This window comes from Streptomyces sp. GL_140 (genome assembly GCF_057834465.1).
On record NZ_CM174404.1, the window covers coordinates 3,886,367 to 3,909,272 of the forward strand.

The following is a 22,906-nucleotide window of genomic DNA, read 5'->3' on the forward strand; positions in this document are numbered from 1 at the left end:
CCCGCGCCTTCGTGTTCCCCGCTGCCGTCTCACCTGGCCGCGTAGTCGATCCGCTCCGGCGCGAACGGCCAGACCTCGGCGAGCCAGTTCGTGACGGCCTCGTACACGGCCTTGTCCAGCGCCGCCCGGTCGGCGCGCACCCAGGAAGTGACGTGCACCCGCTCCGGATCCGCCTTCGCCGGGTAGATGTAGAGGCATCCGACGACCTCGGCCGCCTCCCCCTCCAGCACGCTGTACGTGAATCCGCGCCGGGCGGCGAAGTCCCCCGCGTGGCGCACCAGGTCGGCGAGGTTCGCCTCCGCGCTCATCCCCTCCAGCGGAGGCCAGTTCCCGAGGAATCCGGGAGTCGCGCGCACGTGCGCGATGCTCCCGCTCCAGGCGGCGAGGTCCCCCTCGTTGTGCTGAGGTCCCAGGGGCTCCAGCCAGAAACCCTCCCCCACGAGCCGGGCAGGCACCTCGAAGACGTCCGCCGCCGGTACGAAATCCTGTTGATCAGTGCTCATGCGGCGACCCTACGGGGGCCTGGCATGATCCACCGATGACCACCGGCACACCCACCGCAACCGCCCCCACCCGGTACGTCCTCTTCGACGTGGACGGCACCCTCGTCGACGCCCTCGCCAACCAGCGCCGGGTCTGGGCGACCTGGGCCGCCCGGTACGGCCTGGACCCGGACGCGGTGTACGAGGTCGCGCTGCGGACCCGCCCGATGGAGACCTTCGCCGCCGTGGCCCCGGACCGGGATCCCCGGGCGTGCCTGGCCGCCTTCCACGAGCTGGAGGACGAGGACGTCCGCACCGGGGTCTACGAGGCCTTCGACGGCGCGGCCGAGCTGCTGGCGGCCCTGCCCGCGGGCAGCTGGGGGCTGGTCACCTCGAACTACGAACACCGCGTGCGCGGCCGCTTCGACCGCACCGGCCTGCCGGTCCCACCGGTCCTGGTGGACGCGGCCCGCGTCACCGAGGGCAAGCCCTCGCCGGTCCCGTACCTGCTGGGCGCGCGACTGCTGGGCGCCGCCCCCGAGCAGTGTCTGGTCGTCGAGGACGCCCCGTCGGGCATCCGGTCTGGGCTCCGGGCCGGCATGACGGTCTGGTCCGTCAACAGCCCCACCCCTGCGGACGGCGCCCACCGCCACTTCCCGACCCTGCGCGAGGCCGCCCCTGAAATCCTCGCCTTCACGACCGGCGAAATCAGCCCCGCCGGCGTTTGATTTCAACCCCGCCGGCGTTTGAGGCGCGGGGTCCGGGGCGGAGCCCCGGCAACGGCACCGCACCCGATCGCCCTCGGCGCCGACCGGGCTCCGAAGCGCCGTACACCCCAGAACCCACCACCCAGCGGAGCGATGCGGCAGACTGGAGGTTTGGCCGTCCGCGTCCGGGCGGTCCTCCCATGCCGGAAAGGGACGTGCGTGAACGGGCCCCTCATCGTCCAGAGCGACAAGACGCTGCTCCTCGAGATCGACCACGAGCTCTCCGGAGCCGCGCGCCGGGCCATCGCGCCCTTCGCCGAGCTGGAGCGCGCTCCCGAGCACATCCACACGTACCGGATCACCCCCCTCGGCCTGTGGAACGCCCGCGCCGCCGGCCACGACGCCGAGCAGGTCGTCGACGCGCTCGTGGAGTTCTCCCGGTATCCCGTCCCGCACGCGCTGCTGGTCGACGTCGCCGAAACCATGGCCCGCTACGGCCGCCTGACCCTCTCCAAGCACCCCGTCCACGGGCTGGTCCTGACCAGCACCGACCGGCCGGTCCTGGAGGAGATCCTGCGGTCCAAGCGGATCGCCCCGCTCGTCGGTGCGCGGCTCGACGCCGACACCGTGGCCGTGCACCCCTCCGAGCGCGGCCAGATCAAGCAGACCCTGCTCAAGCTGGGCTGGCCCGCCGAGGACCTCGCCGGATACGTGGACGGCGAAGCGCACCCGATCGATCTGAACGAGGACGGCTGGGCGCTGCGCCCCTACCAGCAGCAGGCCGTCGAGGGCTTCTGGCACGGCGGCTCCGGCGTGGTCGTGCTGCCCTGCGGCGCCGGCAAGACCCTGGTCGGCGCCGGCGCGATGGCGAAGGCCAAGGCGACCACGCTGATCCTGGTCACGAACACCGTCTCCGCCCGCCAGTGGAAGCACGAGCTGATCAAGCGGACCTCGCTGACGGAGGAGGAGATCGGCGAGTACTCCGGCACTCGCAAGGAGATCCGGCCCGTCACCATCGCCACGTACCAGGTCCTGACGACGAAGCGGAAGGGCATCTACCCGCACCTGGAGCTCTTCGACTCCCGGGACTGGGGTCTGATCCTCTACGACGAGGTGCACCTGCTGCCGGCGCCGGTGTTCAAGTTCACCGCCGACCTCCAGGCGCGGCGGCGGCTCGGCCTGACCGCGACGCTGGTGCGCGAGGACGGCCGCGAGTCGGACGTGTTCTCGCTGATCGGCCCGAAGCGGTTCGACGCCCCGTGGAAGGAGATCGAGGCGCAGGGCTACATCGCGCCGGCGGACTGCGTCGAGGTCCGGGTCAACCTCACCGAGTCGGAGCGGCTCGCGTACGCGACCGCCGAGACGGAGGAGAAGTACCGCTTCTGCGCGACGACGGCGACCAAGCGCAAGGTCACCGAGGCGCTCGTCGCCAAGCACGCGGGCGAGCAGACCCTGGTCATCGGGCAGTACATCGACCAGCTCGACGAGCTCGGCGAGCACCTGAACGCGCCGGTCATCAAGGGCGAGACCTCCAACGCGCAGCGCGAGAAGCTCTTCAACGCCTTCCGCGAGGGCGAGATCAGCGTGCTCGTCGTCTCGAAGGTCGCGAACTTCTCGATCGACCTGCCCGAGGCCACGGTCGCCATCCAGGTGTCCGGCACCTTCGGCTCCCGCCAGGAGGAGGCCCAGCGTCTGGGCCGCGTCCTGCGCCCGAAGGCGGACGGCCACGAGGCCCGCTTCTACTCGGTCGTCGCCCGCGACACCATCGATCAGGACTTCGCCGCGCACCGCCAGCGCTTCCTGGCCGAACAGGGCTACGCCTACCGGATCATGGACGCGGACGAGCTGCTGGCAACGGACTGACGGGCTCGCGGGGCAGCCGGGACGCGGGTCAGCGGCGTATGACGCCCGCGTCCTCGGCGTACTCGCCGAGGACGACGACGCTCACGGCTGCCGCCGCGAAGACCTTGGCGGCGCGGAAGACGCCGCCGACGCTGTGGCGCGGACGGGTGACGGAGGTGGCGGTGGCGCCGCGAGCGCGGCGGCCCTGGATCGGGGTGAAGGTTGCGGTGCTCATGTATTCATGGTGCGTTTTCGCCGGGCGCACCACATCGCCCTGGGGGCTGAACCTCGGGGCGCGCCGCCTAATACTCCCGGCCCATGCCTCCCCCTAAGGGCTCTGTCCGAAGGAGGACGTCCCCCGGTCGACACCCGTACGGGGGCCCGGACCGGAGGGACTTTCGCCTCCCGGCCGTTCCGGATCGCCGCGCGTTATGCATTCGCGTGCCGCCTCCGCGATGACTACAATCTCCGCTCTTGCCGCCTCCCGCTGCCTCATCGGGGAGAGCCGCCCTCCGGACGGAAACCGGCGGGCCCGTTCGTCCGCATCACGCAGTCACTCGCAGCAGCAGCCAGCAGCAGGAGGCAGTTCCGTGCCCGCGCACGCCCACGCCCACGTACCGGCCGATCCCCACAGCAATCCCCTCAGCGCCGACGCAGACGGCACCGCCGCCACCGACCCCCTGGCCCGGGAGCGGGCCCACCTCGCCTCCTCCCGCTCCGCGCTCCGCGCGATGCGCGAGGACGTGGAGGCCCTGGACATCCGCGACGTCACCGCGAACTGGGTCAACGCCATCGTGCTCCAGGCCCAGATCGACGACCGCATCAAGGCCCTCGCCGATCTCTCCCACACCCCGCTCTTCTTCGGCCGCCTCAACTACCTGCACGCACCCGGCGCCGAGCTCGCCGAAGGCGCGGAGGGCGAGCAGTTCTACATCGGCCGCCGCCACGTCCACGACGCCGACGGCGACCCGATGGTGATCGACTGGCGCGCGCCCGTCTCCCAGCCCTTCTACCGGGCCTCCAAAGCCGATCCGCAGGACGTCTCGCTGCGCCGCCGCTTCGGTTACACGGGCGGCGAGCTGACCGCGTACGAGGACGAGCACCTCTCGGACCTGGCGGAGGCGGCCGCCACCGTGAGCAAGCTGCTCCAGCAGGAGATCGAGCGCCCGCGCGTGGGCCCCATGCGCGACATCGTCGCCACGATCCAGCCCGAGCAGGACGAGATCGTCCGGTCCGGGCTGTCCGGTTCCGTCTGCGTGCAGGGCGGCCCCGGCACCGGCAAGACGGCCGTCGGCCTGCACCGTGTCGCCTACCTCCTCTACGCGCACCGCGACCGCCTGGCCCGCACCGGCACCCTGGTGATCGGGCCGAACCGTTCCTTCCTGCACTACATCGAGCAGGTCCTGCCCGCCCTGGGCGAGCTGGAGGTCAAGCAGGCGACCGTCGACGACCTGGTGGCCCGCCCGGACCTGGAGGTGCGCGGCACGGACACCGCCGAAACCGCCGTGGTCAAGGGCGACGCCCGGATGGCGCAGGTCCTGCGCCGCGCGGTCCACTCCCACGTCACCGAGCCGGCCGAGCCCCTCATGGTGGTCCGCGGATCTCGGCGCTGGCGGGTGCCGGCGTACGAGATCGCCGAGATCGTCGCGGAGCTCCAGGACCGCGACATCCGCTACGGAGCCGCCCGCGACGCCCTCCCGCAGCGGATCGCGCACACCGTCCTGGTCCGGATGGAACAGGCGGGCGAGGCCCCCGACGACCGCGTCCAGGACGCGGTGGCCCGCAACGCCGCCGTGAAGGCCCTGGTCAAGACCGTCTGGCCGCTGGTGGAACCGGCAAAGCTGGTGCTGCGCCTCCTCTCCGACCCGGAGTTCCTGGCGGCGCACGCAGACGGGATCCTCTCCGAGGACGAGCAGAAGCTCCTCCTGTGGCAGAAGCCGTTCCGCAGCGTGAAGTCGGCGAAGTGGTCGGCCGCCGACCTGGTCCTCATCGACGAGGCCGGCGACCTGGTCGAGCGCACGCACTCGCTCGGCCACGTCGTCCTCGACGAGGCGCAGGACCTGTCGCCGATGCAGTACCGGGCGGTCGGCCGCCGCTGCACGACGGGCTCGGCGACGATCCTCGGCGACCTCGCCCAGGGCACGACCCCGTGGGCGACGCGCAGCTGGGACGAGGCGCTGGAACACCTCGGCAAGCCGGCGGCGGTGCTGGAGGAGCTGACGGCGGGCTTCCGCGTACCGCGCGAGGTGATCGCCTACGCCTCCCGCCTGCTCCCCTCGATCTCCCCGGGCCTGGCCCCGGTCTCCTCGGTCCGTGAGACGCCGGGTTCCCTGGTCGTCTCGCCCGTCGCGGATTCCACGGCCGCGGCCGTGGAGGCCTGCCGGTCCTCGCTCGCGTACGAGGGCTCGATCGGGCTGATCGCGGCGGACGCGCGGATCCCGGAGCTGGCGGAGGCCCTGGCGGCGGCGGGGCTGCCGTACCTCTCGCCCGGCGAGGAGACGACGGCGGAGTCCCGTCTGACGCTGGTGCCGGCGTCGCTCGCGAAGGGTCTGGAGTACGACTACGTCGTCCTGGACGAGCCTGCGGCGGTGGTCTCGGGCGAGCCCGACGAACGCACGGGGCTGCGGCGGCTGTACGTCTGCCTGACCCGAGCCGTGTCGGGTCTGACCCTCCTCCACTCGGCCCCTTTGCCGGCGGCACTGACCTGACCCTGCGGGGCCTGTCCCCTACCCGCCCTTCCACCGTTCCCTGGGCTCCGCCCAGACCCTCCCCCAGCTACCGCTGGGGGTGCCCCCTGCCTCAAACGCCGGCGGGGCTGAAATTGCCCTACGGGCAATCCAGCCCCGCCCGGGGGCACCTCCCAGCGGTAGCTGGGGGAGTTTGAGGCGCGGGGGTCCGGGGGCTGGCCCCGGCAACGGCGCCGCAGGTCAGGACAGGGCGGAACGCCAGTCCGCGACGGCGGCAGCCGAGACCGGACGGTCCCACCCGGAGGGACGGGCCGCGCCGCCGATGTGGAAGGCGTCGATGCCCGCTTCGCGCAGCACCGGCAGGTGGGACAGGGCCAGCCCTCCGCCGACCAGGATCCGCGGCTCGTAGCCGGGCTCCGCGGCCGCGGACCGCGCCGCCTCCGCCAGAAGCACCGGCAGGCCCTCGTCGACCCCGCCCGCGGCGCCCGCCGTCAGGTAGGTGTCCAGGCCGGGCAGGTCCGCCAGCGCCTTGCGGAGCTGGTCGCGGTCGGCCGCCCGGTCGATCGCCCGGTGGAAGGTCCATCCGCAGCCGCCGAGCTCCGCCACGATCGGCTCGACGGCGGCCAGGTCGGGGCTGCCGTCCGGGTTCAGGAAGCCGAGGACGAACTGGTCCGCCCCCTCCGCGCGCAGCGCCCGTACCTCCGTGAGCAGCCGGTCCAGGTCCTCGGCGGTGCCCACCGAGAAGCCGTCGGCCTTGCGGAGCATCACGCGCAGGGAGATGTCGACCGACGCCCTGATCGCCGCGAAGGTCTCGCGCGGCGGGGTCAGCCCGTCGGCGGCCATGTCGGTGACCAGCTCGAGTCGGTCCGCCCCACCGGCCTGGGCCGCGACCGCGTCCTCCACGTCGAGGGCGATCACCTCCAGGAGCGCACGGTTGCTCATGTAATCCCATCCTTCGGATAACTGCTCGTATGACCCTTCCGGGCCAGTATGGAAAATAGGTCTAGTCCAATATTCAGGGTACGGGCCTTCGCCCACCCTTCACCAGCACAATCACGCCACCACCACAATGTCCGCATGACCTCCGACACGCAGGGCAGCGCCCTCGGCCTCCGCACCCGCTGGCACGCGACCGCCACCGCCGCCGGCGCCGACCGCGATCCCGGCCCCTACGCCGACCGGCTCCTCGCCGCCTGGGCGGAGCCGCAGCGCAGGTACCACACCACCGCGCACCTGGCCGACGTACTCGCACGGATCGACGTACTCGCCCCGCACGCCGAGGACCTCGCCGCCGTGGAACTCGCGGCCTGGTTCCACGACGCGGTCTACCGCCCCGACCGCTCCGAGAACGAGGAGCGCAGCGCCGCCCTCGCCGAGCGCGCCCTGCCCGAGCTCGGCGTCGACGCGGCGCGCACCGCCGAGACGGCCCGCCTGGTCCGGCTCACCGTCACCCACGACCCCGCGCCCGGGGACACCAACGGCGAGGTGCTGTGCGACGCGGACCTCGGGGTCCTGGCCGGGGCCCCGGACGCCTACGCCGCGTACGCCGCGGCCGTGCGCTCCGAGTACGCCTTCGTCCCCGACGAGGCCTTCCGCGAGGGCCGCGCCGGCGTCCTGCGCCAGCTGCTGGACCTGCCGCGTCTCTTCCGCACCCCCTACGGGGCCGCGCACTGGGAGGCCCCGGCCCGCGCGAACCTGGCCGCCGAGCTGGCGGAGCTCGCGTAGGGGCAAGGCGCGCCCAGGGAATGTGAAACGTTTCTGCGTGGTTGGTGTAGTTCATGCCCGTAGCAGCCGAACGCACCCGCATGCCCGTTGCCGTCTACATCCTCGGCCTCTCCGTCTTCGCACTCGGAACCAGCGAGTTCATGCTCTCTGGGCTCCTGCCACCCATCGCCGAGGACATGGGCGTCACCATTCCCCAGGCGGGCCTGCTCATATCGGCCTTCGCCATCGGCATGGTGGTCGGTGCGCCGCTGCTGGCCGTGGCCACGCTGCGGCTGCCCCGCCGCACCACGCTGGTCTCCCTCATCAGCCTCTTCGGCCTCGGGCAGGTCGCGGGCGCGCTGGCCCCCTCCTACGAGCTGCTCTTCGCCTCCCGCATCGTCTCCGCGCTCGCCTGCGCCGGCTTCTGGGCCGTGGGGGCGGCCGTGGCCATCGCCATGGTCGAGCAGCACCAGCGCGCCCGCGCCATGGCGGTCATGATCGGCGGCCTCTCCATCGCCAACGTGCTGGGCGTCCCGGCCGGCGCGTTCCTCGGCGAGCAGTTCGGCTGGCGCTCCGCGTTCTGGGCCGTCGCCGCGGCCTCCGCCATCGCCCTCGCCGGCATCCTCACCCTGATCCCGAAGATCCCGCTGCCCGACGAGAAGCCGACGCTCTCCCGCGAGCTGCGGATCTACCGCGACCGCCAGGTCTGGCTGTCGATCGGTGTCACCGCGCTCGCCGCGGGCGGCGTCTTCTGCGCCTTCAGCTACCTGTCCCCGCTGCTCACGGACGTGGCCGGGCTGGATTCCGGCTGGGTGCCGTGGATCCTGGGCCTCTTCGGGGTGGGCGCGCTGCTGGGCACCACCCTGGGCGGGCGGATCGCCGACGCGAACCTCTTCGGCGTGATGCTGTGGGGCATCACCGCCTCCACCGTCTTCCTGGCGGCCCTCGCCCTGCTGGCCTCCACCGCAGCGGCCGCGATCGCCCTGTCCTTCCTCCTCGGCTTCTCGGCGTTCTTCACCGCCCCGGCGCTCAACGCCCGCATGTTCAACGTCGCGGGCGCCGCCCCGACCCTGGCCGGAGCCACGACCACGGCCGCGTTCAACCTCGGCAACACCGGCGGCCCCTGGCTCGGCGGCACCGTCATCGACGCCGGCTACGGCTTCTCCGCCACCGCCTGGGCGGGCGGCGCCATGACCGTCACCGCCATCGGCCTGGGCCTCGTAGCCCTGCGCCTGGACCGGCGCACGAGGCCTCGTACGGGGCCGGCCGCGACCCGCGTCGTGGCGTCCTCGGCGGATGCCGCGACGACTGGTGTGGCCGGAACCCGGCAGCCCGCCGACCGCTGAGACTGCCGGTTCCCGGCATGCCGGGCGACCCCGCCGGGGGCCTAGCGTGAGCCCGTCCGGCGGGGGGCCGGACGCGGAAGAGGTGAGACGGGGTCATGGGAGTCGGCGAGGGCCCGGGACTGTTCCTGCTGGGGTGGGGGCTCCTGGCGAGCGGGACGGGACTGGCCCTGGCTACGGACTTCCGGGGCACGGCCGGGCAGTTCCTGGACATGCAGGAACGGTCGGGCCGCCGCCGGACCCCGTCTCCTCTCGCGCTGCCCCGGGAGGTGCGGATCAAGAGGATGCGCCTGATCGGCGGCCTCTTCTGCGCGACCGGACCGGCCGTCACCGCCTTCGGCGCCCTGAACCTGGCCCGATACGGAATCGGCGCGGGGGCCACTGCCCCGCTGCACCTGCCGTGGCCCGCGGTGGCGGTCGGGTGCCTGGTCGCCGCCTTCGTCACCTGGACCCTGTGGCGCCCCTCGGGAGAATCCCGGCGGACATGGAACGCGGGCGGCCGGCTGCTCCGGACCGTGCTCGCCGTGCACACCGCCGCGGTCCCCGCCTTCGTGGCGTCCGTCGCCTTCGGCAACCTCGTGACCCTGCAGGGCGTGGTCCTGATCGGCGCCGTCGCACAGATCACCGTGCTGGTCTGCGCCCCGAAGACCCCCGAGGCCCCCGGCACCGCTAAGGCGCCGGCCGCCCCTTAGGTCTGCGCAGCCCGGCCGCCGTCAGCCGCCGGACCAGTTCCTTGCTGCCTATCTCGATCGCGCCCGCGCCCACCGCGTCCTCGTAGCGGTGCGAGGGCACGTCGTAGTGGTCCCGCTCGAAGGCCCGCTCCGGGCAGCCGATCGAGGCCGCGAAGGCGTGCAGCTCCTCGTACGAGACATCGCTGACCAGGTGCGACCACATGCGGCCGTGACCCGGCCAGTCGGGCGGGTCGATGTACACCCTCACCGGCGGCTCGTCCGCCGCGCCCGGGCTCCCCGGCGGCTCATTCGTCGTACCCGGTGGCGAAGCCGCCCGCGAAGACGGGTCCGAGTCCGCCCACCGGCGCCACCCGCACGCCGGCTTCCGAGCACACCCACATCGGGTCCGGTCCGAGCTCGGGCTCGACGTCCAGCGCGTGCGGCTCGCCGTGGTTGCAGACCGGGCACAGCGGCCAGCGCCCGTACTTCTGCAGCAGCGCGTCCTTCACGTCCTGGGCGACGAGTCCGGCGAGGTAGTCGACACCCTCCGGCCACTGCTCCACCCACCACCGGCGATGCGTGACCGAGTTCTCGACGAGGGAGACGACATCGGCTTCGGCGACCTCGCCCGCGACGAGATCGGCGAGTACGAGGGCGCGTGCGGCGTGCAGCGCCTGTTCCAGGGGGGTCGCGTGGTCCATGGAGACATTGTGGACCCGGACGGCCCAAGTGGCGAAGGTCCTCTTGCGCCGGTGACTGATGGCGTCTTGACGCCCCCACCCCGCTGAAAATAGATTTCAAGCGTGAGCAAGAACGTGAAAGAAACCTTCAGCGAGGGTGCGGACGTAACCGTCCCCGTCCCCGTCCCCGCCGCCCTGCGGGCCCGCGTCCGCAGCCTCGGCCCCTCGATGACCCGCTCCATGCAGGCCGTGGCCGAGACCGTCGCCGAAGACCCCGCCGGGTGCGCCGCGCTCACCGTCTCCGGCCTCGCCGCCCGCACCGGCACCAGCGAGGCCACCGTCGTGCGCACCGCCCGCCTCCTGGGCTACCCCGGCTACCGCGACCTGCGCCTGGCGCTCGCCGCGCTCGCCGCCCAGCAGGAGTCCGGCGCGGCCCCGGCGGTCACCGTGGACATAGCCGTCGACGACTCCCTCGCGGACGTGGTCGCCAAGCTGGCCCACGAGGAAGCGCAGACCCTCACCGACACCGCCGCCGGCCTCGACGTCACCGCCCTCGCCTCGGCCGTCTCCGCCCTCGCGGACGCCCGCCGCATCGAGATCTACGGAGTCGGCGCCTCGGGCCTCGTCGCCCAGGACCTCGCCCAGAAGCTGTCGCGCATCGGCCTCATCGCCCACGCGCACAACGACCCGCACCTGGCCGTCACCACCGCCGTCCTGCTGCGCCCCGGCGACGTCGCCATCGCCATCACGCACTCCGGCGGCACCGGCGACGTCATCGAACCCCTGCGGATCGCCTTCGAGCACGGCGCCACCACCCTCGCTCTCACGGCCCGGGCGAACTCCCCCGTCGTCCACTACGCCGACCTCGTGCTGGCCACCTCCGCCGCCCGCGAGACCCAGCTGCGCCCGGCCGCCATGTCGAGCCGCACCAGCCAGCTGCTCGTAGTCGACTGCCTCTTCGTCGGCGTCGCCCAGCAGACCTACGAGACCGCCGCGCCCGCGCTCGCAGCCTCGTACGAGGCGCTCGCGCCCCGCCACCACACCCCCGTACCCACCTCCAAGCGCACCAGCACCACCCGCTAGCAGTTCAGGAGCCCCCACTCATGACCGCGTACGCCGAACTCCGCGCCCAGCTCGCCACCTTGACCACCGAGGCCTTCCGCCCCGAGCTGGCCGAGATCGACCGGCTGTCCACCCTCGAGATCGCCCGCCTGATGAACGCCGAGGACGCGACCGTCCCCGCCGCCGTCGCCGGGGAGCTGGAGACGATCGCCGCCGCCATCGACGGGATCGCCGAGCGGATGGCCCGCGGCGGACGGCTGATCTACGCGGGCGCCGGCACCGCCGGCCGGATGGGGGTCCTGGACGCCAGCGAGTGCCCGCCCACCTTCAACACCGACCCCTCCGAGGTCGTCGGCCTGATCGCGGGCGGCCCCTCCGCCATGGTCAAGGCCGTCGAAGGCGCCGAGGACTCCAAGGAGCTGGCCGCCGAGGACCTGACCGCGCTGGCCCTGACCGCCGAGGACACCGTCATCGGCATCTCCGCCTCCGGCCGCACCCCGTACGCGATCGGCGCCGTCGAGTTCGCCCGCGGACGCGGCGCGCTCACTGTGGGCCTGTCCTGCAACGCCGGTTCCGCGCTTGCCGCGGCCGCCGACCACGGCATCGAGGTCGTCGTGGGCCCCGAACTCCTCACCGGCTCGACCCGGTTGAAGGCCGGCACCGCGCAGAAGCTCGTGCTCAACCTCATCTCGACCCTCACGATGATCCGCCTGGGCAAGACCTACGGGAACCTCATGGTCGACATGCGCTCCTCCAACGAGAAGCTGCGCGCCCGCGCCCGCCGCATCGTCTCCCTCGCCACCGGCGCCCCGGACGAGGAGATCGAGGCCGCGCTCACCGCGTCCGACGGCGAGGTCAAGCAGGCCATCCTCGTCATCCTCGGCGGAGTCGACGGCCCCACCGCCGGCGAACTGCTCACCGCCTCCAAGGGCCACCTCCGGGCCGCCCTCACCCAGACCTCCCGCTGACCTCCCGCTGACCCCAAGCAGCAAGGCGAACACCACGATGTCCACTGACAAGAACCGCGCCACAGCCGCCGCGATCCTTCCTCTGGTCGGCGGTCCGGACAACATCCTCTCCATCGCGCACTGCATGACGCGCCTGCGCATCACCCTGCGGGACCGCTCGCTGGTCCAGGACGAGGCCCTCAAGGCCGTGCCCGCCGTCATGGGCGTGGTCGAGGACGACACCTACCAGATCGTGCTGGGACCGGGCACCGTCGCCCGCGTCACGCCCGAGTTCGAGGCCCTGGTCGCGGAAGGCCGCTCGGACGCCTCCACCGGCCCGGCCGGCCCCGCCAGTCACTCCGTCACCGCGGACGGACTGGCCGCCCAGGGCGCGGCGATCAAGGACGCCCAGAAGGCGAAGAACTCCACCCCCTTCAAGCTGTTCCTGCGCCGCATCGCGAACATCTTCGTCCCGCTGATCCCCGCCCTGATCGGCTGCGGCATCATCGCCGGCCTCAACGGGTTCATCACCAACATGGGCTGGCTGCCCGCCGTCGTCCCGGCGCTGGCCGCTATCGCCTCCGGCTTCATGTCCCTGATCGCGGTCTTCGTCGGCTACAACACGGCCAAGGAGTTCGGCGGCACGGCGATCCTCGGCGGCGCCGTAGCCGCCATCATCGTCTTCCCCGGCGTGGCGAAGATCGACGCCTTCGGCCAGCACCTCTCCCCCGGCCAGGGCGGCGTCCTGGGCGCCCTCGCGGCGGCCCTGCTCGCCGTCCAGGTGGAGAAGTGGTGCCGCAAGTGGGTCCCGGAGGCCCTGGACGTCCTGGTCACCCCCACCCTCACCGTCCTCGTCTCCGGCCTGGTCACGATCTTCGGCCTGATGTTCGTAGCCGGTGAGGTCTCCTCCGCCATCGGCACCTTCGCCACCTGGCTGCTCGCCACCGGCGGCGCCTTCGCCGGCCTGGTCCTCGGCGGCCTCTTCCTCCCGCTGGTGATGCTGGGCCTGCACCAGGCCCTGATCCCCATCCACACCACCCTGATCGAGCAGACCGGCTACACCGTCCTGCTCCCCATCCTCGCCATGGCGGGCGCGGGCCAGGTCGGCGCGGCCATCGCCGTCTACTGCAAGCTCCCGCGCAACCGCTCGATCCGCGCCACCATCAAGTCCGCCCTCCCGGCCGGCTTCCTGGGCGTGGGCGAGCCCCTCATCTACGGCGTCTCCCTCCCCCTGGGCCGCCCCTTCATCACCGCCTGCATCGGCGGCGCGGCGGGCGGAGCCTTCGTCGGCCTCTTCAACCAGCTCGGCACCGCCTTCGGCTCCACCGCCATCGGCCCCTCGGGCTGGGCCCTGTTCCCGCTCCTCGACGGCAAGTCGGGCATGGGGATGACCATCGCCATCTACGCGGGCGGCCTGGCCGTCGGCTACCTGGTCGGCTTCGCCGCCACCTACTTCTTCGGCTTCACGAAGCAGATGCTGACCGACTTCAACTCCGACCCGGACGGCGACGCCGCAGCCGCCGAGCAGCCCGTATCCGCGCCCCCGGCCTCCTCGGCCGAGCCCGCCGGCCCGGCGCCGGTGCCCGTGGGCCGCTGACCGGCGGGCACGCGCCCCCGTACGCAGGAAGGCTCCCGGCCGGTGTGGTCCACCGGCCCGGAGCCTTCCTGTGCGGATCGCCTCGTGTCAGGCGCAGTTGGACGGAGCGGGACGGCCCGCGAAGCGGTCCGCGATCCAGCTCAGGTACTCCGACTCCGCGACGTTCGGGATCGTCTGGTGCGTCGCGCCCTGGTACTTCGTGTACACGACGGGCTTGTTGAAGCGGCAGGCCCGCTTCACGTACTCGTCGGTGGAGTTCGGGTTGATGACGGTGTCCGCCGTCCCCTGCATCACCAGGATCGGCGCCACCGAGGCGACATAGCCCGGGGTGTTCTCGTGGAAGCGCTGGTGCCAGACCTCCGGCACCACCGACAGCGGCTGGAACAGGGTGTCGAGCTGCCCGGCGTTGCCCACGTTCTCCTGGATCACGTCGGCGAGGTGCTCGATGCACATCACCCCGTCACCGCGCAGCGCCTCCAGACCGGCCGTCTTCAGCACGTCCTCGGCCTTCAGCCCGGGGTAGGCCGCGAGGAAGCCCCGGTAGACGTTGACGCGCAGCGCCGCGTTGTGGGACGGCGAGGTGGGGGACGTCGGGCCGGGCAGCACCAGGCCTCGGAAGTCCGGGCCCAGGTCGGCCGCGGGCGCCAGCGCCGCGATGCCGACCAGCTTGGTCTCCGGGGTGTACTGCTTGTAGTTCTGGGCGATGAAGGTCGCCGCGCCGCCGCCCTGCGACCAGCCGAGGACGGCCGCCTTGTCGTTCGCGTGGGCGTCGGCGATCTGTCGGGCCGCGCGGACCGAGTCCAGGACGTTGTTGGTCTCCGTGACGGCGACCGTGTACTGGTGCACGCCCGGGGTGCCCAGGCCCTGGTAGTCGGTGCCGACCACGATGTCGCCGGAACCGAGGAACTGCGTCAGTGCCGGCACGCCGACGTCGATGCCCCACGGGCTGTCGTAGGTGTAGTAACCCACCAGGTCGGTGGCCGGGTTCGGCACCGCGGAGGGCGCGCACTGGCGCGGTCCGCCCACGGTCCCGTGGGCCCAGGCCACCACGTTGCGCCCGTGCCTGGGCGCGGGGGCGTCGGGCCAGGCCACGATGCCGGAGACGGCCACGGGGGTGCCGCTCTGGAGCTTCGACAAGTAGAGGATCCGGCAGGCGCGCGCACCGTCGGGAGCATCGACGCGACGGGCCCAGATCAGATCACCGTGATCGCCCTCGGGCAGCGGCGACGGCGGATCGTAGAACTTCTGGCCCTCCGGACCGATCGGGACGCCCGGGGCGCACAGGCCCTTGCCGCCCTTGCCTCCGTCCGGGTTCGTGCTCGCGGTGGAGGTCGTGCCGCAGCCCAGCGCGAGGATCGCGGCCAGACCGGCCGCGGCGATCGCCGAAAGCCGTCGTCTCATCTCTTCATCCATTCACTCGGTGCCCGACCAGACAGTAGGGAGAAGGGTGCGATTTGTCGCTGACTGTGACCTTTCACCGGATATGTGTCGCTGAGGGTCACCGCAACGGCCCCGCCGACCGGACGGCATCCTGAACCGATGACCGACTCGATACCGGCCGTCGTCCCCGCGGGCCGGATGGCCGCACTCGCCCAGCCGACGTACGCCCTGCCCGGCGGGCTGCTGCTGCGCCCCTGGGAGCCCTACGACGCCCCCGCGCTCGTGGCCTCGTACGCCGATCCGGACATCCGCCACTGGAACCGCCCGGACCGCCTGACCGAGGACCGGGCCGTCACCCGCATCGCCCGCTGGCGCGAGCGCTGGCACACCGAACAGGCGGCGGTCTGGGCCGTGGCCCCTGCCGAGGACGCGGTGGCGGTCGGCCTGATCGGCCTCGCCGACATCGACCTGCGCGGCGGCAGCGCCGAGATCATGTACTGGCTGCTACCGGCCAGGCGGGGCGCCGGAGCCATGACCGAGGGCGTGTCCGCGGTGACCCGCTGGGCCTTCGGCGAACTGGGCCTGCACCGCGTCCGCATCACCCACTCGGTGGCCAACCCGGCCTCCTGCCGCGTCGCCCTGAAGGCCGGCTACCCCCTCGAGGGCACCATGCGCGGAGCCCTCCTCCACGCGGACGGCTGGCACGACGAACACCTCCACGCCCGGCTGCGCACGGACTGAGCGGAGAGACCGTCACACCATCGAGCTAACTGCCGCGCGATGCCGCCCCAGGTGTACGCATATGCCGTAGACCTATGCGTATGTACTCCTTCGCACCACACACCGAACACAGTGGTGGCATGAGCGAGCCCACCCAGAAGTACTCCGTCTCGATGCCCCGCGAGATCGCCGAGGCCGCTCGCGCCCTGGCCGGCCCGTCCGGCCTCTCCGCCTACGTCACCGCTGCCGTGGCCCGCCAGATCGAACGGGACAGGCTCGCCGAGCTCATCGCCGTGGCAGAGGCGGAGATCGGCCCGATCACTGCGGAGGAGATCAGGGAGAAGGCCGACTTCCTTGTGCGTGCACGGGAAGAGGCACCGGCCAATACCGAGAAGAGGCGGAACGCCGCATGACATCCCGGAAGGCCACGCCCGCCGGCACCCTCGTCCTTGACAGCGAGGGCCTCGCGAAATACATCTCCCGCGACCGCGAAACCGTGGCATGGCTGGCGGCAGCCTTCGCTCGGGACGTGCGCGTCATCACCAGCACCGTCACCCTCGCCGAGGTGGTGCATCCGCAGATCAACATGCCCACCCTCAAGTGGGCGCTTTCCCGGGTGGTGGTCCAACCGGTCACGGAGGAGATCGCCCTCGCCGCCACCGCCCTGCTCCGCGAGGCCGGCCTGCACGGGCACAAGTACGCCATCGACGCGATGCTCGCCGCCACCGCACTCGCGGCGCCCGGTCCCGTCACCGTCCTCACCTCCGACCCGGAGGACCTCGCCGCGCTCTGCGGCAAGCGCCTCGCCGCCGTGAAGGTCTGACCCCCACCCGACCGTGGCCCGCCCTCGATCCGCCGGTCAGGGGTGGGCCCGCTCGTGGAGCACGGCGGCCAGCCGGAGCGCGGTGTCGAGGTTGCAGCGCCCCAGGTCGACCAGCGGGAGCCCGTACGACCCCGCGGCCGAGACCCCGTCCACCCCGAGCGAGGGGAACACCACCCCCACATCCGTCAGGGCCGCCTTCAGCTGCCCCACGGCCTCCTCGGCCGCCTGCATCCGCTCCTTGGGCGTGAGCACCATGACATGTCACCTTTCGCTCTGAGTAATCAGCTTCGGCACTCAGAGTGGCGACCGACTGGCTAGCCTTTCAATGCGGACACCGCAACAACCGCACGTGTTGGCCAGGGAGTTGCCATGGCAGGTAAGAACCTCGACCCCTCCACCTCACCCCGCGCCCTGCTCGGCGCCGAACTACGCGTGGCGCGCGAGCGCGCCGGCCTCAGCCAGGCCGAACTCGGCGAACCGCTCTTCGTCAGCGGCTCGTTCATCGGCCAGCTCGAAGCGGGCACGCGCCGCATGCACCTCGACTTCGCGCGCCAGCTGGACGAAATCCTCAACACGGGCGGCTTCTTCGTCCGCAACTGCGAGGCGGCCGCCAAGTCCAAGTACCCGGACCACTTCGCGGCTGCCGCCGAGGCCGAAGCCTTGGCGAAGGCCATCCGGGAGTACGCGCCGTTGACCGTCCCCGGCCTGCTCCAGACCGAGGCTTATGCGCGGACCGTCTGTCGCGCCTACCAACCGACTGCGCCGGAGCCGGAGATCGATGAGCTGGTCACGAACCGGCTCGCGCGAGCGTTCCTCCTCTCCGATCCAACAACACCATTGTTGTGGGCCGTGTTCGGCGAAGCGGTGCTGCGCTGTGAGGTCGGCGGCTCAGCCGTGATGGCGGAGGCCCTTCGCCACATCGCGTCCCTCATCCGGGCGCACCGAATCATCGTCCAGGTCATCCCGTTCCGCGCGGGTGCCCACGCTGCCATGGGCGGTTCTCTTCAGCTGATGTCCTTCGAGGACGCCCCCACCCTCGCCTACGTCCAAGGCAACGGAACGGGCCAGTTGTTCGACGATCCGGCCACGGTCTCGCGTCACTTCCTGACTTACGATCTCCTCACGGCCGGTGCGCTGCCTCCCGCGCAATCGCTGGCCCTGATCGAGTCCGTGGCGGAGGGGTACGAGCATGACGCACCAGCCTGAGTACGACCTGTCGGCGGCCACTTGGCACAAGTCCAGCTACAGCGACGGCAGCGGCGGCAGCTGCCTGGAGATGGCCACCTGGCGGAAGTCCACCCACAGCGCCGGAGACGGCGGCAACTGCCTGGAAGTCTCCGACGGCCACCCCGACCTCGTCCCCGTCCGCGACTCCAAGGTCCCCGACGGCCCCCACCTCATCTTCCGTGGCGCCGCCTGGACAACCTTCGTCGCCGCCCTCGGCTAGGCAGTCTCGTTCGGATCACCGGCGGGGCCCGATCGGCCGTGGCCGGGCGCGGTCCTTGATTCTGGAAGCGTCTGCTTTGATCAGCCCCATGACGGACTGGTCTCGACTCAGCCATGCCTACGGCACCGCCGAAGACGTGCCCGGCCTCCTGGAGGCAGCAGGGCCCGACCCGGAGGGTCCCGCGTGGAACGAGCTCTGGTCCCGCCTGTGCCACCAAGGAACGGTCTACCCCGCGAGCTACGCCGCCCTGCCCGCGCTCGCCGAGAAGGCGCGCCAGTTGACGGCCGCAGGCCAAACCATGCCCTTGCTGCTGGCCGCTTCCATCGTCGCCGCCACCGACCGGCCCTACGGGACTCCTGATCCAAAGGATGCCTACGCCGCCGAGATCACCGAGCTGATCGAGCTGGTGGAGCGGGCACTGCGCCATCCGTCGCTGAACGGCAGTCCGGATCGCTACGTGGAACTGCTGGAAGCCCTGCTGGCCTTCGAGGGAGTCGAGGTGTGGGGGGAGGAGCTGCACGGTCTCAGCGGTGAGGAGTTCGAGGTTCCCTGCCCAGTGTGTGAGGCCGAGAACTTCGTGGTGTTCGGCGAGTACGGCTACTTCTCGACGGCCGACGGCTTCTACATGAACGGGGCCGCTGGGCACCGTGGGGAGTTGCGGCCCGCAGACCCCTCCTCCTTGGAAGGAACGGCCAACCGGCTTCACGCGCGTGCTCTCGCCGATGGCCAGCACGAAGTCGCGAGCAAGCTGACCTACGTCTTCGGCAGTGCGTACTGCGCGGAGTGCGACGCCCTCTTCCGTGTCGATCACGCCATCGTGGCCCGCTGGAGCAGTTGACCTGCGACGCGCCACTGACGGACCCCTGCGCGGGATCACTTGTAATAGGTGTCGAACGAGGCGATCCAGAGCGCCGACAACGGCAGGACGGACAGCTGGAGGACCGCCGTGGTCCAGCATCGCCCGAGGACCGCGGCGGACGCGCTCCACCAGGCCGTCGTATGCAGCAGGCTCACCGCCCACCCCCCGGACCGGTTCCCTCCGCCCCTCACGGGCGCTCCGCGCCAAGAGCCCTAGCCGGCGGCCCGGGTCAGGACCGCGGGGCGGCCGCTTCGAGGTCATCGACGCTGCCGGACATGACGGCCCGGACATGCTCCGTGAGGTGATCCGTCGGCCAGTCCCACCAGGCGAGGGCGAGCAGGCGGGCGATCTGGTCCTCGTCGTAGCGGGTGCGGACGAGTCGGGCCGGGTTGCCGCCGACGATGCCGTAGTCGGGGACGTCGTCCACGACCACGGCACCCGAAGCGATGATCGCGCCGTGCCCGATCCGCACTCCGGGCATGACCATCGTCCCGTAGCCGAACCAGACGTCGTTGCCGACGACCGTGTCTCCCCTGCCCGGCAGGCCGGTGAGCAGGTCGAAGTGCTCGGCCCAGGCGCCGCCCATGATGGGGAAGGGGAACGTGGAGGGGCCGTCCATCCGGTGGTTGGCCCCGTTCATGATGAACCGCACCCCGGTGCCCAGCGCGCAGAACTTCCCGATGACCAACCGCTCCGGCCCGTAGTGGTAGAGCACGTTGCGGGTCTCGAAGGCGGTCGGATCATCCGGGTCGTCGTAGTACGAGTACTCCCCGATCTCGATCAGCGGCGAGGTCACCAGCGGCTTCAACAGGACCACGCGCGGCTGGTCGGGAAACGGGTGGAGCACTGTCGGGTCCGGGGGAAGGTGACTCATGGCAGTCGCTCTCGGTCGGGAACGAGGCGGCCGAACCTACCCGAGACCGCTCAGCTGCCGGTGCACACCGCGAAGGCGGTCACCTGCTGGACGTCGGGCGAAAAGCCGGCGCTGGTGGCACGCCAGCCATTGCCCTCGAAGCTCGTCAGGATGATCTCGGTGTCGTTCTTGCTGAATCCTCCGCCACCGGTGACCTGTTGTCCGTCCGGGCACTGGACCTGAGAGGTTCCGCTGCCGCCCCTCGTAATCGAGCCCGCGCGTCCGGCGACCGCATGGTGGGGCGCGGTCGAGCAGACGACGAAGGGCTCCACCGTGTGGGTCTGCCCGGTGTCGTTCCAATAGCTGACCTCCCACGTGTTGAGGGCGGGAAGCGAACTCTGGATGGCCACTCGTTCCGCGTCGCCCCTGCCCCCTCCTCCCGTGGGCACCTCACCGCTGGGGCACGGCTGGTGGAGGGTGACGACCTGCCCCCTCTCCAGCGTGACGCGGCCGCCGAAGACCTGGTGGTGGGCAGCCGGCGAACAGACCACCGTCGCCGCGATGCTCCCGTCCCTCAGCAGGGACTCGTTGCTCCTACCGGTGACGATCCAGCTGCCTCCCTGCGCGTAGGAGCTGGTGATGGAGAAGCTGAACCTGTTCCCGTAGGTGGTCATACCTCCCCCGGTGGGCACCTGACCGGATGGGCAATTGGCCCTGGCCGTGTGCAGAACGGCGGGGTACTCGGCCGGAATGTACACCGGGTCACCGGTGACGTAGGTCACGGTTTCCGCGGCCTTCGGGACGGCGGGGTCGGGGAGCGGACCGTGCTGTCCCTGCGCCGTGGCCGTCGGCCCGTAGAGGGCCAGGAGCGCGGTGGCAGCCAGCAGGGCGGGGCGGGTGAGTCTCATCGCGGCCTTCCGGATTCGGCGGTGGGAGCCTTCTGGATACCCGAACCACCGGCGCCCGTCGCGTGCCAACTCCCGCCGCGCCGAGCAGAATCGCTCCTCCCTCACCCGGTCGGATCGCGGGGCTCGGTCCGATCCCCCACCGAGTCCTAGACCAGCGCCTTCGCGGCAGGCGTACCGGCGACGGCGGCGTCCGGGGCGCTGCGGTAGAGCGGGGCGAAGGAGACCAGGAGGAGGACGGCTCCGAGCGGTATGAGGTCCTTGTCGGCGAAGGGCAGGGTGGTGTCGACGAGGACCAGGAAGGGGGCCCACGGCTTGAGGACGCGGCGCTTGGCGAGCTGGGAGACCAGGATCAGCTGGCCGACGAAGAACAGCAGCGGGCCGAAGTCGTAGAACACCGGAAGCATGCCGGGTATCGCCTGGACGCGGTCGAACAGGACGTTCATGGCCTCCCGGTCCGCCGACAGGAAGCCGACCACGAGGTCAATGGCGAACTGCCCGGCCACGGCGACCGCTCCCGCCACGCCGGCCCACAGGCCCACGGTCGACAGCCGGCCGCCGGCCACGGCTCTTCGCATCGCCACGAAGCCCTGGACGAAGAAGGCGATCGCACCGAGGAAGCACAGGTGGCCCAGACTCCACGCGAGACCCGGCCCGCGGCTGCCGTCGAGACCGTCGACGATGCGGATGACGCCGTAGGCACCCATCAGAACAGGCGCTGCGATGAAGGCGGTTCGCGAGGTGATCATGTCGATGACGCTACGGCGAAGGGACCCCGAGCCACATCGGGTACCCACCCCTGAGATCCCCCTGAGAGGTAGCCCGGACAGGCCCGAAGGCCCGCACGCGGTCTTCCGCGTGCGGGCCCGGGCCGTCTTCGTCGCGACCCTCCGACCGGTCAGAGACCGCCGGTGAAGAGGAGGTGGTTCGGAGTGGCCGGGCTGACGTTGGTCAGGACGTCCTTGGTGGCTTCGGTGTCGACGAAAGAGGCGATTTCAGACGGGTCGGCCTTGGGGTGCGCCGCCTTGTAGAGGGCGGCGACTCCGGCCACGTGCGGGGCGGCCATGGAGGTGCCGTTCAGGGCGATGGAGCCCCCGCCGAGCTTCGCCGAGACGATGGCCTGGCCGGGTGCGTAGACGGAGACGCACCGGCCGAAGTTGGAGAAGTCGGTCTCCTCGTCCCACTGGTTGCTCGCCGCCACCGTCAGCACCCTGCTTGCCGAGGCCGGGGAGACCCTGCAGGCGTCGATCGAAGAGTTGCCCGCCGCGATGACCGGCAGGACACCCGCGTCGCTCACCGCGTTCGCGGCGTTGTTCACGGCCTCGGACTTGTCTCCGCCCAGGGAGCCGTTGAGGACGGCGGGCTGCTTGGCGTTCTTGGCCACCCAGTCCAGGCCGGCGATGATCCCCGAAATCTCCCCGCTGCCGTCGCAGCCGAGCACCCGGACGCTGACCAGGCTGACCTTGCGCGCCACCCCGTAGGTCTTGCCGCCGACCGTGCCGGCGACGTGCGTGCCGTGCCCGTTGCAGTCCTGCCCCTTCGCCAGGGCGCTGACGGCGTCGTAGCCGAAGGTGGCGCGCCCGCCGAACTCCTCGTGCGCGTAGTCGATGCCGGTGTCGAGGATGTACGCGGTCACGCCCGCGCCGTTCCCCTCCGTCGAGAATTGGTTGTCGAGCGGCAGCTGCTTCTGATTGATCCGGTCCAGTCCCCAGGAGGAGGACGGGGCCCGGGTCCCGCTCGTGGAGGCCGGCATCGGCGCGGACATCACCTTGGCGTCCTCCTCCACCGACTTCACCCCCAGGCTGTTGCGGACGATCGTCAGCTGGAGCGGTGTCAGCGGGACCGCGAAGCCGTTCAGGGCCGAGCCGTAGACGAACGACGGTGAGAGGCCGAGCTTCTGAGCGGCCTTCGCCGCGTCCACCCCCTTCTCCAGGGTCACGATGTACTTGCCCGGCACCGGGTTGGCGGCGGCGTGCAGCGGTGCCGGTGTCGGCTCCGGAGCGGCGGCCGAAGCCGTACCGGCGGCCACCGGGGTGAGGGCGATGACGGCGGCGGTTGCCACACGTGCAAACAGGCGCATGGAAGGAACTCCCTGACGGGGTCGAGGGTCGGCATGGGTGAGCCGCCCCCGCGGCGATAGGGCCTCGGCGGGGGCGGCCCTCAGTTCCATCGGTGCCACCCCGAAGGATCTTGAACC

Annotated in this window: 27 protein-coding genes; 15 read left to right on the top strand and 12 right to left on the bottom strand. The window is 71.6% G+C overall.

Annotated features, from left to right (window positions below):
- Positions 1-29: 29 nt before the first annotated feature.
- Complete coding sequence (locus AC3IYJ_RS17985) at positions 30-503, bottom strand: N-acetyltransferase (protein ID WP_489402316.1); 474 nt, start codon at positions 501-503, stop codon at positions 30-32.
- 35 nt (positions 504-538) lie between these two features.
- Here AC3IYJ_RS17985 and AC3IYJ_RS17990 point away from each other — a divergent pair, with 35 nt between their 5' ends.
- Positions 539-1,210 carry an HAD family hydrolase gene (locus AC3IYJ_RS17990; protein WP_489402317.1) on the top strand — a complete coding sequence of 224 codons (672 nt, stop codon included), beginning with the start codon at positions 539-541 and terminating at the stop codon, positions 1,208-1,210.
- A 198-nt stretch (positions 1,211-1,408) separates the two neighbouring features.
- Positions 1,409-3,052, top strand: a complete 1,644-nt coding sequence (locus AC3IYJ_RS17995; protein WP_489402318.1) for a DNA repair helicase XPB — start codon at positions 1,409-1,411, stop codon at positions 3,050-3,052.
- A 28-nt stretch (positions 3,053-3,080) separates the two neighbouring features.
- On the opposite strand, the gene AC3IYJ_RS18000 is transcribed toward AC3IYJ_RS17995, so the two are convergent.
- On the bottom strand, positions 3,081-3,266 hold the full coding sequence (locus tag AC3IYJ_RS18000; protein WP_330297120.1) for a hypothetical protein: 186 nt from the start codon (positions 3,264-3,266) through the stop codon (positions 3,081-3,083).
- A gap of 355 nt (positions 3,267-3,621) precedes the next feature.
- On the opposite strand from AC3IYJ_RS18000, the gene AC3IYJ_RS18005 reads away from it, so the two are divergent.
- Positions 3,622-5,739, top strand: coding sequence for a HelD family protein (locus tag AC3IYJ_RS18005; RefSeq protein ID WP_489402319.1), 2,118 nt, complete (start codon positions 3,622-3,624; stop codon positions 5,737-5,739).
- 219 nt (positions 5,740-5,958) lie between these two features.
- On the opposite strand, the gene AC3IYJ_RS18010 is transcribed toward AC3IYJ_RS18005, so the two are convergent.
- Positions 5,959-6,660, bottom strand: a complete 702-nt coding sequence (locus AC3IYJ_RS18010; protein WP_489402320.1) for a copper homeostasis protein CutC — start codon at positions 6,658-6,660, stop codon at positions 5,959-5,961.
- Between the two features lie 135 nt (positions 6,661-6,795).
- On the opposite strand from AC3IYJ_RS18010, the gene AC3IYJ_RS18015 reads away from it, so the two are divergent.
- From AC3IYJ_RS18015 to AC3IYJ_RS18025, 3 genes are all read left to right on the top strand, one after another.
- Positions 6,796-7,443, top strand: coding sequence for an HD domain-containing protein (locus AC3IYJ_RS18015; protein ID WP_489402321.1), 648 nt, complete (start codon positions 6,796-6,798; stop codon positions 7,441-7,443).
- 80 nt (positions 7,444-7,523) lie between these two features.
- Positions 7,524-8,768 carry a Cmx/CmrA family chloramphenicol efflux MFS transporter gene (locus tag AC3IYJ_RS18020; protein ID WP_489402848.1) on the top strand — a complete coding sequence of 415 codons (1,245 nt, stop codon included), beginning with the start codon at positions 7,524-7,526 and terminating at the stop codon, positions 8,766-8,768.
- Between the two features lie 95 nt (positions 8,769-8,863).
- The gene (locus AC3IYJ_RS18025; protein ID WP_489402322.1) at positions 8,864-9,457 is read left to right on the top strand and encodes a hypothetical protein; all 594 of its coding nucleotides are present in this window, start codon (positions 8,864-8,866) and stop codon (positions 9,455-9,457) included.
- Here the strand turns inward: AC3IYJ_RS18025 and AC3IYJ_RS18030 are convergent.
- Together AC3IYJ_RS18030 and AC3IYJ_RS18035 are read right to left on the bottom strand one after the other, a co-directional pair.
- Positions 9,435-9,704 carry a DUF4031 domain-containing protein gene (locus AC3IYJ_RS18030; protein WP_489402323.1) on the bottom strand — a complete coding sequence of 90 codons (270 nt, stop codon included), beginning with the start codon at positions 9,702-9,704 and terminating at the stop codon, positions 9,435-9,437. The two genes, AC3IYJ_RS18025 and AC3IYJ_RS18030, sit on opposite strands and share 23 nt — an antisense overlap.
- 37 nt (positions 9,705-9,741) lie before the next feature.
- Positions 9,742-10,137, bottom strand: a complete 396-nt coding sequence (locus AC3IYJ_RS18035; RefSeq protein ID WP_489402324.1) for a DUF8819 family protein — start codon at positions 10,135-10,137, stop codon at positions 9,742-9,744.
- Between the two features lie 102 nt (positions 10,138-10,239).
- Between AC3IYJ_RS18035 and AC3IYJ_RS18040 the strand changes: the two genes are divergently transcribed.
- Genes AC3IYJ_RS18040 through AC3IYJ_RS18050 form a run of 3 tightly spaced genes read left to right on the top strand, consistent with a single transcriptional unit; the run spans position 10,240 to position 13,722 of the window.
- Positions 10,240-11,199 carry a MurR/RpiR family transcriptional regulator gene (locus AC3IYJ_RS18040; protein WP_489402325.1) on the top strand — a complete coding sequence of 320 codons (960 nt, stop codon included), beginning with the start codon at positions 10,240-10,242 and terminating at the stop codon, positions 11,197-11,199.
- 20 nt (positions 11,200-11,219) lie between these two features.
- A complete protein-coding gene (gene murQ, locus AC3IYJ_RS18045; RefSeq protein ID WP_489402326.1) occupies positions 11,220-12,146 on the top strand; it encodes an N-acetylmuramic acid 6-phosphate etherase in 927 nt (308 codons plus the stop codon).
- 37 nt (positions 12,147-12,183) lie between these two features.
- Positions 12,184-13,722, top strand: a complete 1,539-nt coding sequence (locus AC3IYJ_RS18050) for a PTS transporter subunit EIIC (RefSeq protein ID WP_489402327.1) — start codon at positions 12,184-12,186, stop codon at positions 13,720-13,722.
- An 87-nt stretch (positions 13,723-13,809) separates the two neighbouring features.
- Here AC3IYJ_RS18050 and AC3IYJ_RS18055 read toward each other — a convergent pair whose 3' ends face one another.
- On the bottom strand, positions 13,810-15,123 hold the full coding sequence (locus AC3IYJ_RS18055; protein WP_489402328.1) for a lipase family protein: 1,314 nt from the start codon (positions 15,121-15,123) through the stop codon (positions 13,810-13,812).
- A gap of 138 nt (positions 15,124-15,261) precedes the next feature.
- Between AC3IYJ_RS18055 and AC3IYJ_RS18060 the strand changes: the two genes are divergently transcribed.
- The 3 genes from AC3IYJ_RS18060 to AC3IYJ_RS18070 all read left to right on the top strand — a co-directional run bounded on the left by AC3IYJ_RS18060 (position 15,262) and on the right by AC3IYJ_RS18070 (position 16,645).
- A complete protein-coding gene (locus tag AC3IYJ_RS18060) occupies positions 15,262-15,843 on the top strand; it encodes a GNAT family N-acetyltransferase (protein WP_489402329.1) in 582 nt (193 codons plus the stop codon).
- A gap of 119 nt (positions 15,844-15,962) precedes the next feature.
- Entirely contained in the window at positions 15,963-16,235 is a 273-nt protein-coding gene (locus tag AC3IYJ_RS18065) for a CopG family transcriptional regulator (RefSeq protein WP_489402330.1), read from the top strand.
- Positions 16,232-16,645, top strand: coding sequence for a PIN domain-containing protein (locus tag AC3IYJ_RS18070; RefSeq protein WP_489402331.1), 414 nt, complete (start codon positions 16,232-16,234; stop codon positions 16,643-16,645). The genes AC3IYJ_RS18065 and AC3IYJ_RS18070 overlap by 4 nt, the downstream gene beginning before the upstream one ends.
- Positions 16,646-16,681: 36 nt before the next feature.
- Here AC3IYJ_RS18070 and AC3IYJ_RS18075 read toward each other — a convergent pair whose 3' ends face one another.
- Positions 16,682-16,900 carry a hypothetical protein gene (locus tag AC3IYJ_RS18075; protein WP_112450969.1) on the bottom strand — a complete coding sequence of 73 codons (219 nt, stop codon included), beginning with the start codon at positions 16,898-16,900 and terminating at the stop codon, positions 16,682-16,684.
- Positions 16,901-17,014: 114 nt separating this feature from the next.
- Between AC3IYJ_RS18075 and AC3IYJ_RS18080 the strand changes: the two genes are divergently transcribed.
- The 3 genes from AC3IYJ_RS18080 to AC3IYJ_RS18090 all read left to right on the top strand — a co-directional run bounded on the left by AC3IYJ_RS18080 (position 17,015) and on the right by AC3IYJ_RS18090 (position 18,930).
- A complete protein-coding gene (locus AC3IYJ_RS18080) occupies positions 17,015-17,851 on the top strand; it encodes a helix-turn-helix domain-containing protein (RefSeq protein WP_489402332.1) in 837 nt (278 codons plus the stop codon).
- Positions 17,835-18,092: a DUF397 domain-containing protein gene (locus AC3IYJ_RS18085; protein WP_489402333.1), complete on the top strand. Its 258-nt coding sequence runs from the start codon at positions 17,835-17,837 to the stop codon at positions 18,090-18,092. Before AC3IYJ_RS18080 ends, AC3IYJ_RS18085 begins: the two co-directional genes overlap by 17 nt.
- Positions 18,093-18,180: 88 nt before the next feature.
- Complete coding sequence (locus tag AC3IYJ_RS18090) at positions 18,181-18,930, top strand: hypothetical protein (protein ID WP_489402334.1); 750 nt, start codon at positions 18,181-18,183, stop codon at positions 18,928-18,930.
- 35 nt (positions 18,931-18,965) lie between these two features.
- On the opposite strand, the gene AC3IYJ_RS18095 is transcribed toward AC3IYJ_RS18090, so the two are convergent.
- From AC3IYJ_RS18095 to AC3IYJ_RS18115, 5 genes are all read right to left on the bottom strand, one after another.
- Positions 18,966-19,106: a hypothetical protein gene (locus tag AC3IYJ_RS18095; RefSeq protein ID WP_489402335.1), complete on the bottom strand. Its 141-nt coding sequence runs from the start codon at positions 19,104-19,106 to the stop codon at positions 18,966-18,968.
- A 74-nt stretch (positions 19,107-19,180) separates the two neighbouring features.
- The gene (locus AC3IYJ_RS18100; RefSeq protein ID WP_489402336.1) at positions 19,181-19,825 is read right to left on the bottom strand and encodes a CatB-related O-acetyltransferase; all 645 of its coding nucleotides are present in this window, start codon (positions 19,823-19,825) and stop codon (positions 19,181-19,183) included.
- 50 nt (positions 19,826-19,875) lie between these two features.
- Positions 19,876-20,712: a hypothetical protein gene (locus AC3IYJ_RS18105; RefSeq protein WP_489402337.1), complete on the bottom strand. Its 837-nt coding sequence runs from the start codon at positions 20,710-20,712 to the stop codon at positions 19,876-19,878.
- Positions 20,713-20,858: 146 nt separating this feature from the next.
- Positions 20,859-21,458 carry a hypothetical protein gene (locus AC3IYJ_RS18110; RefSeq protein WP_489402338.1) on the bottom strand — a complete coding sequence of 200 codons (600 nt, stop codon included), beginning with the start codon at positions 21,456-21,458 and terminating at the stop codon, positions 20,859-20,861.
- A 149-nt stretch (positions 21,459-21,607) separates the two neighbouring features.
- Entirely contained in the window at positions 21,608-22,789 is a 1,182-nt protein-coding gene (locus AC3IYJ_RS18115; protein WP_489402339.1) for a S8 family peptidase, read from the bottom strand.
- Positions 22,790-22,906: the final 117 nt, after the last annotated feature.

Excerpts from the sequence above, each read along its gene's own strand:
- AC3IYJ_RS17985 (WP_489402316.1), bottom strand. The coding sequence starts at position 503 with ATGAGCACTGATCAACAGGATTTCGTACCGGCGGCGGACGTCTTCGAG.
- AC3IYJ_RS17990 (WP_489402317.1), top strand. The coding sequence starts at position 539 with ATGACCACCGGCACACCCACCGCAACCGCCCCCACCCGGTACGTCCTC.
- AC3IYJ_RS18000 (WP_330297120.1), bottom strand. The coding sequence starts at position 3,266 with ATGAGCACCGCAACCTTCACCCCGATCCAGGGCCGCCGCGCTCGCGGC.
- AC3IYJ_RS18010 (WP_489402320.1), bottom strand. The coding sequence starts at position 6,660 with ATGAGCAACCGTGCGCTCCTGGAGGTGATCGCCCTCGACGTGGAGGAC.
- AC3IYJ_RS18015 (WP_489402321.1), top strand. The coding sequence starts at position 6,796 with ATGACCTCCGACACGCAGGGCAGCGCCCTCGGCCTCCGCACCCGCTGG.
- AC3IYJ_RS18020 (WP_489402848.1), top strand. The coding sequence starts at position 7,524 with ATGCCCGTTGCCGTCTACATCCTCGGCCTCTCCGTCTTCGCACTCGGA.
- AC3IYJ_RS18025 (WP_489402322.1), top strand. The coding sequence starts at position 8,864 with ATGGGAGTCGGCGAGGGCCCGGGACTGTTCCTGCTGGGGTGGGGGCTC.
- AC3IYJ_RS18035 (WP_489402324.1), bottom strand. The coding sequence starts at position 10,137 with ATGGACCACGCGACCCCCCTGGAACAGGCGCTGCACGCCGCACGCGCC.
- murQ (WP_489402326.1), top strand. The coding sequence starts at position 11,220 with ATGACCGCGTACGCCGAACTCCGCGCCCAGCTCGCCACCTTGACCACC.
- AC3IYJ_RS18050 (WP_489402327.1), top strand. The coding sequence starts at position 12,184 with ATGTCCACTGACAAGAACCGCGCCACAGCCGCCGCGATCCTTCCTCTG.
- AC3IYJ_RS18055 (WP_489402328.1), bottom strand. The coding sequence starts at position 15,123 with ATGAGACGACGGCTTTCGGCGATCGCCGCGGCCGGTCTGGCCGCGATC.
- AC3IYJ_RS18060 (WP_489402329.1), top strand. The coding sequence starts at position 15,262 with ATGACCGACTCGATACCGGCCGTCGTCCCCGCGGGCCGGATGGCCGCA.
- AC3IYJ_RS18065 (WP_489402330.1), top strand. The coding sequence starts at position 15,963 with ATGAGCGAGCCCACCCAGAAGTACTCCGTCTCGATGCCCCGCGAGATC.
- AC3IYJ_RS18070 (WP_489402331.1), top strand. The coding sequence starts at position 16,232 with ATGACATCCCGGAAGGCCACGCCCGCCGGCACCCTCGTCCTTGACAGC.
- AC3IYJ_RS18075 (WP_112450969.1), bottom strand. The coding sequence starts at position 16,900 with ATGGTGCTCACGCCCAAGGAGCGGATGCAGGCGGCCGAGGAGGCCGTG.
- AC3IYJ_RS18080 (WP_489402332.1), top strand. The coding sequence starts at position 17,015 with ATGGCAGGTAAGAACCTCGACCCCTCCACCTCACCCCGCGCCCTGCTC.
- AC3IYJ_RS18085 (WP_489402333.1), top strand. The coding sequence starts at position 17,835 with ATGACGCACCAGCCTGAGTACGACCTGTCGGCGGCCACTTGGCACAAG.
- AC3IYJ_RS18090 (WP_489402334.1), top strand. The coding sequence starts at position 18,181 with ATGACGGACTGGTCTCGACTCAGCCATGCCTACGGCACCGCCGAAGAC.
- AC3IYJ_RS18100 (WP_489402336.1), bottom strand. The coding sequence starts at position 19,825 with ATGAGTCACCTTCCCCCGGACCCGACAGTGCTCCACCCGTTTCCCGAC.
- AC3IYJ_RS18105 (WP_489402337.1), bottom strand. The coding sequence starts at position 20,712 with ATGAGACTCACCCGCCCCGCCCTGCTGGCTGCCACCGCGCTCCTGGCC.
- AC3IYJ_RS18110 (WP_489402338.1), bottom strand. The coding sequence starts at position 21,458 with ATGATCACCTCGCGAACCGCCTTCATCGCAGCGCCTGTTCTGATGGGT.
- AC3IYJ_RS18115 (WP_489402339.1), bottom strand. The coding sequence starts at position 22,789 with ATGCGCCTGTTTGCACGTGTGGCAACCGCCGCCGTCATCGCCCTCACC.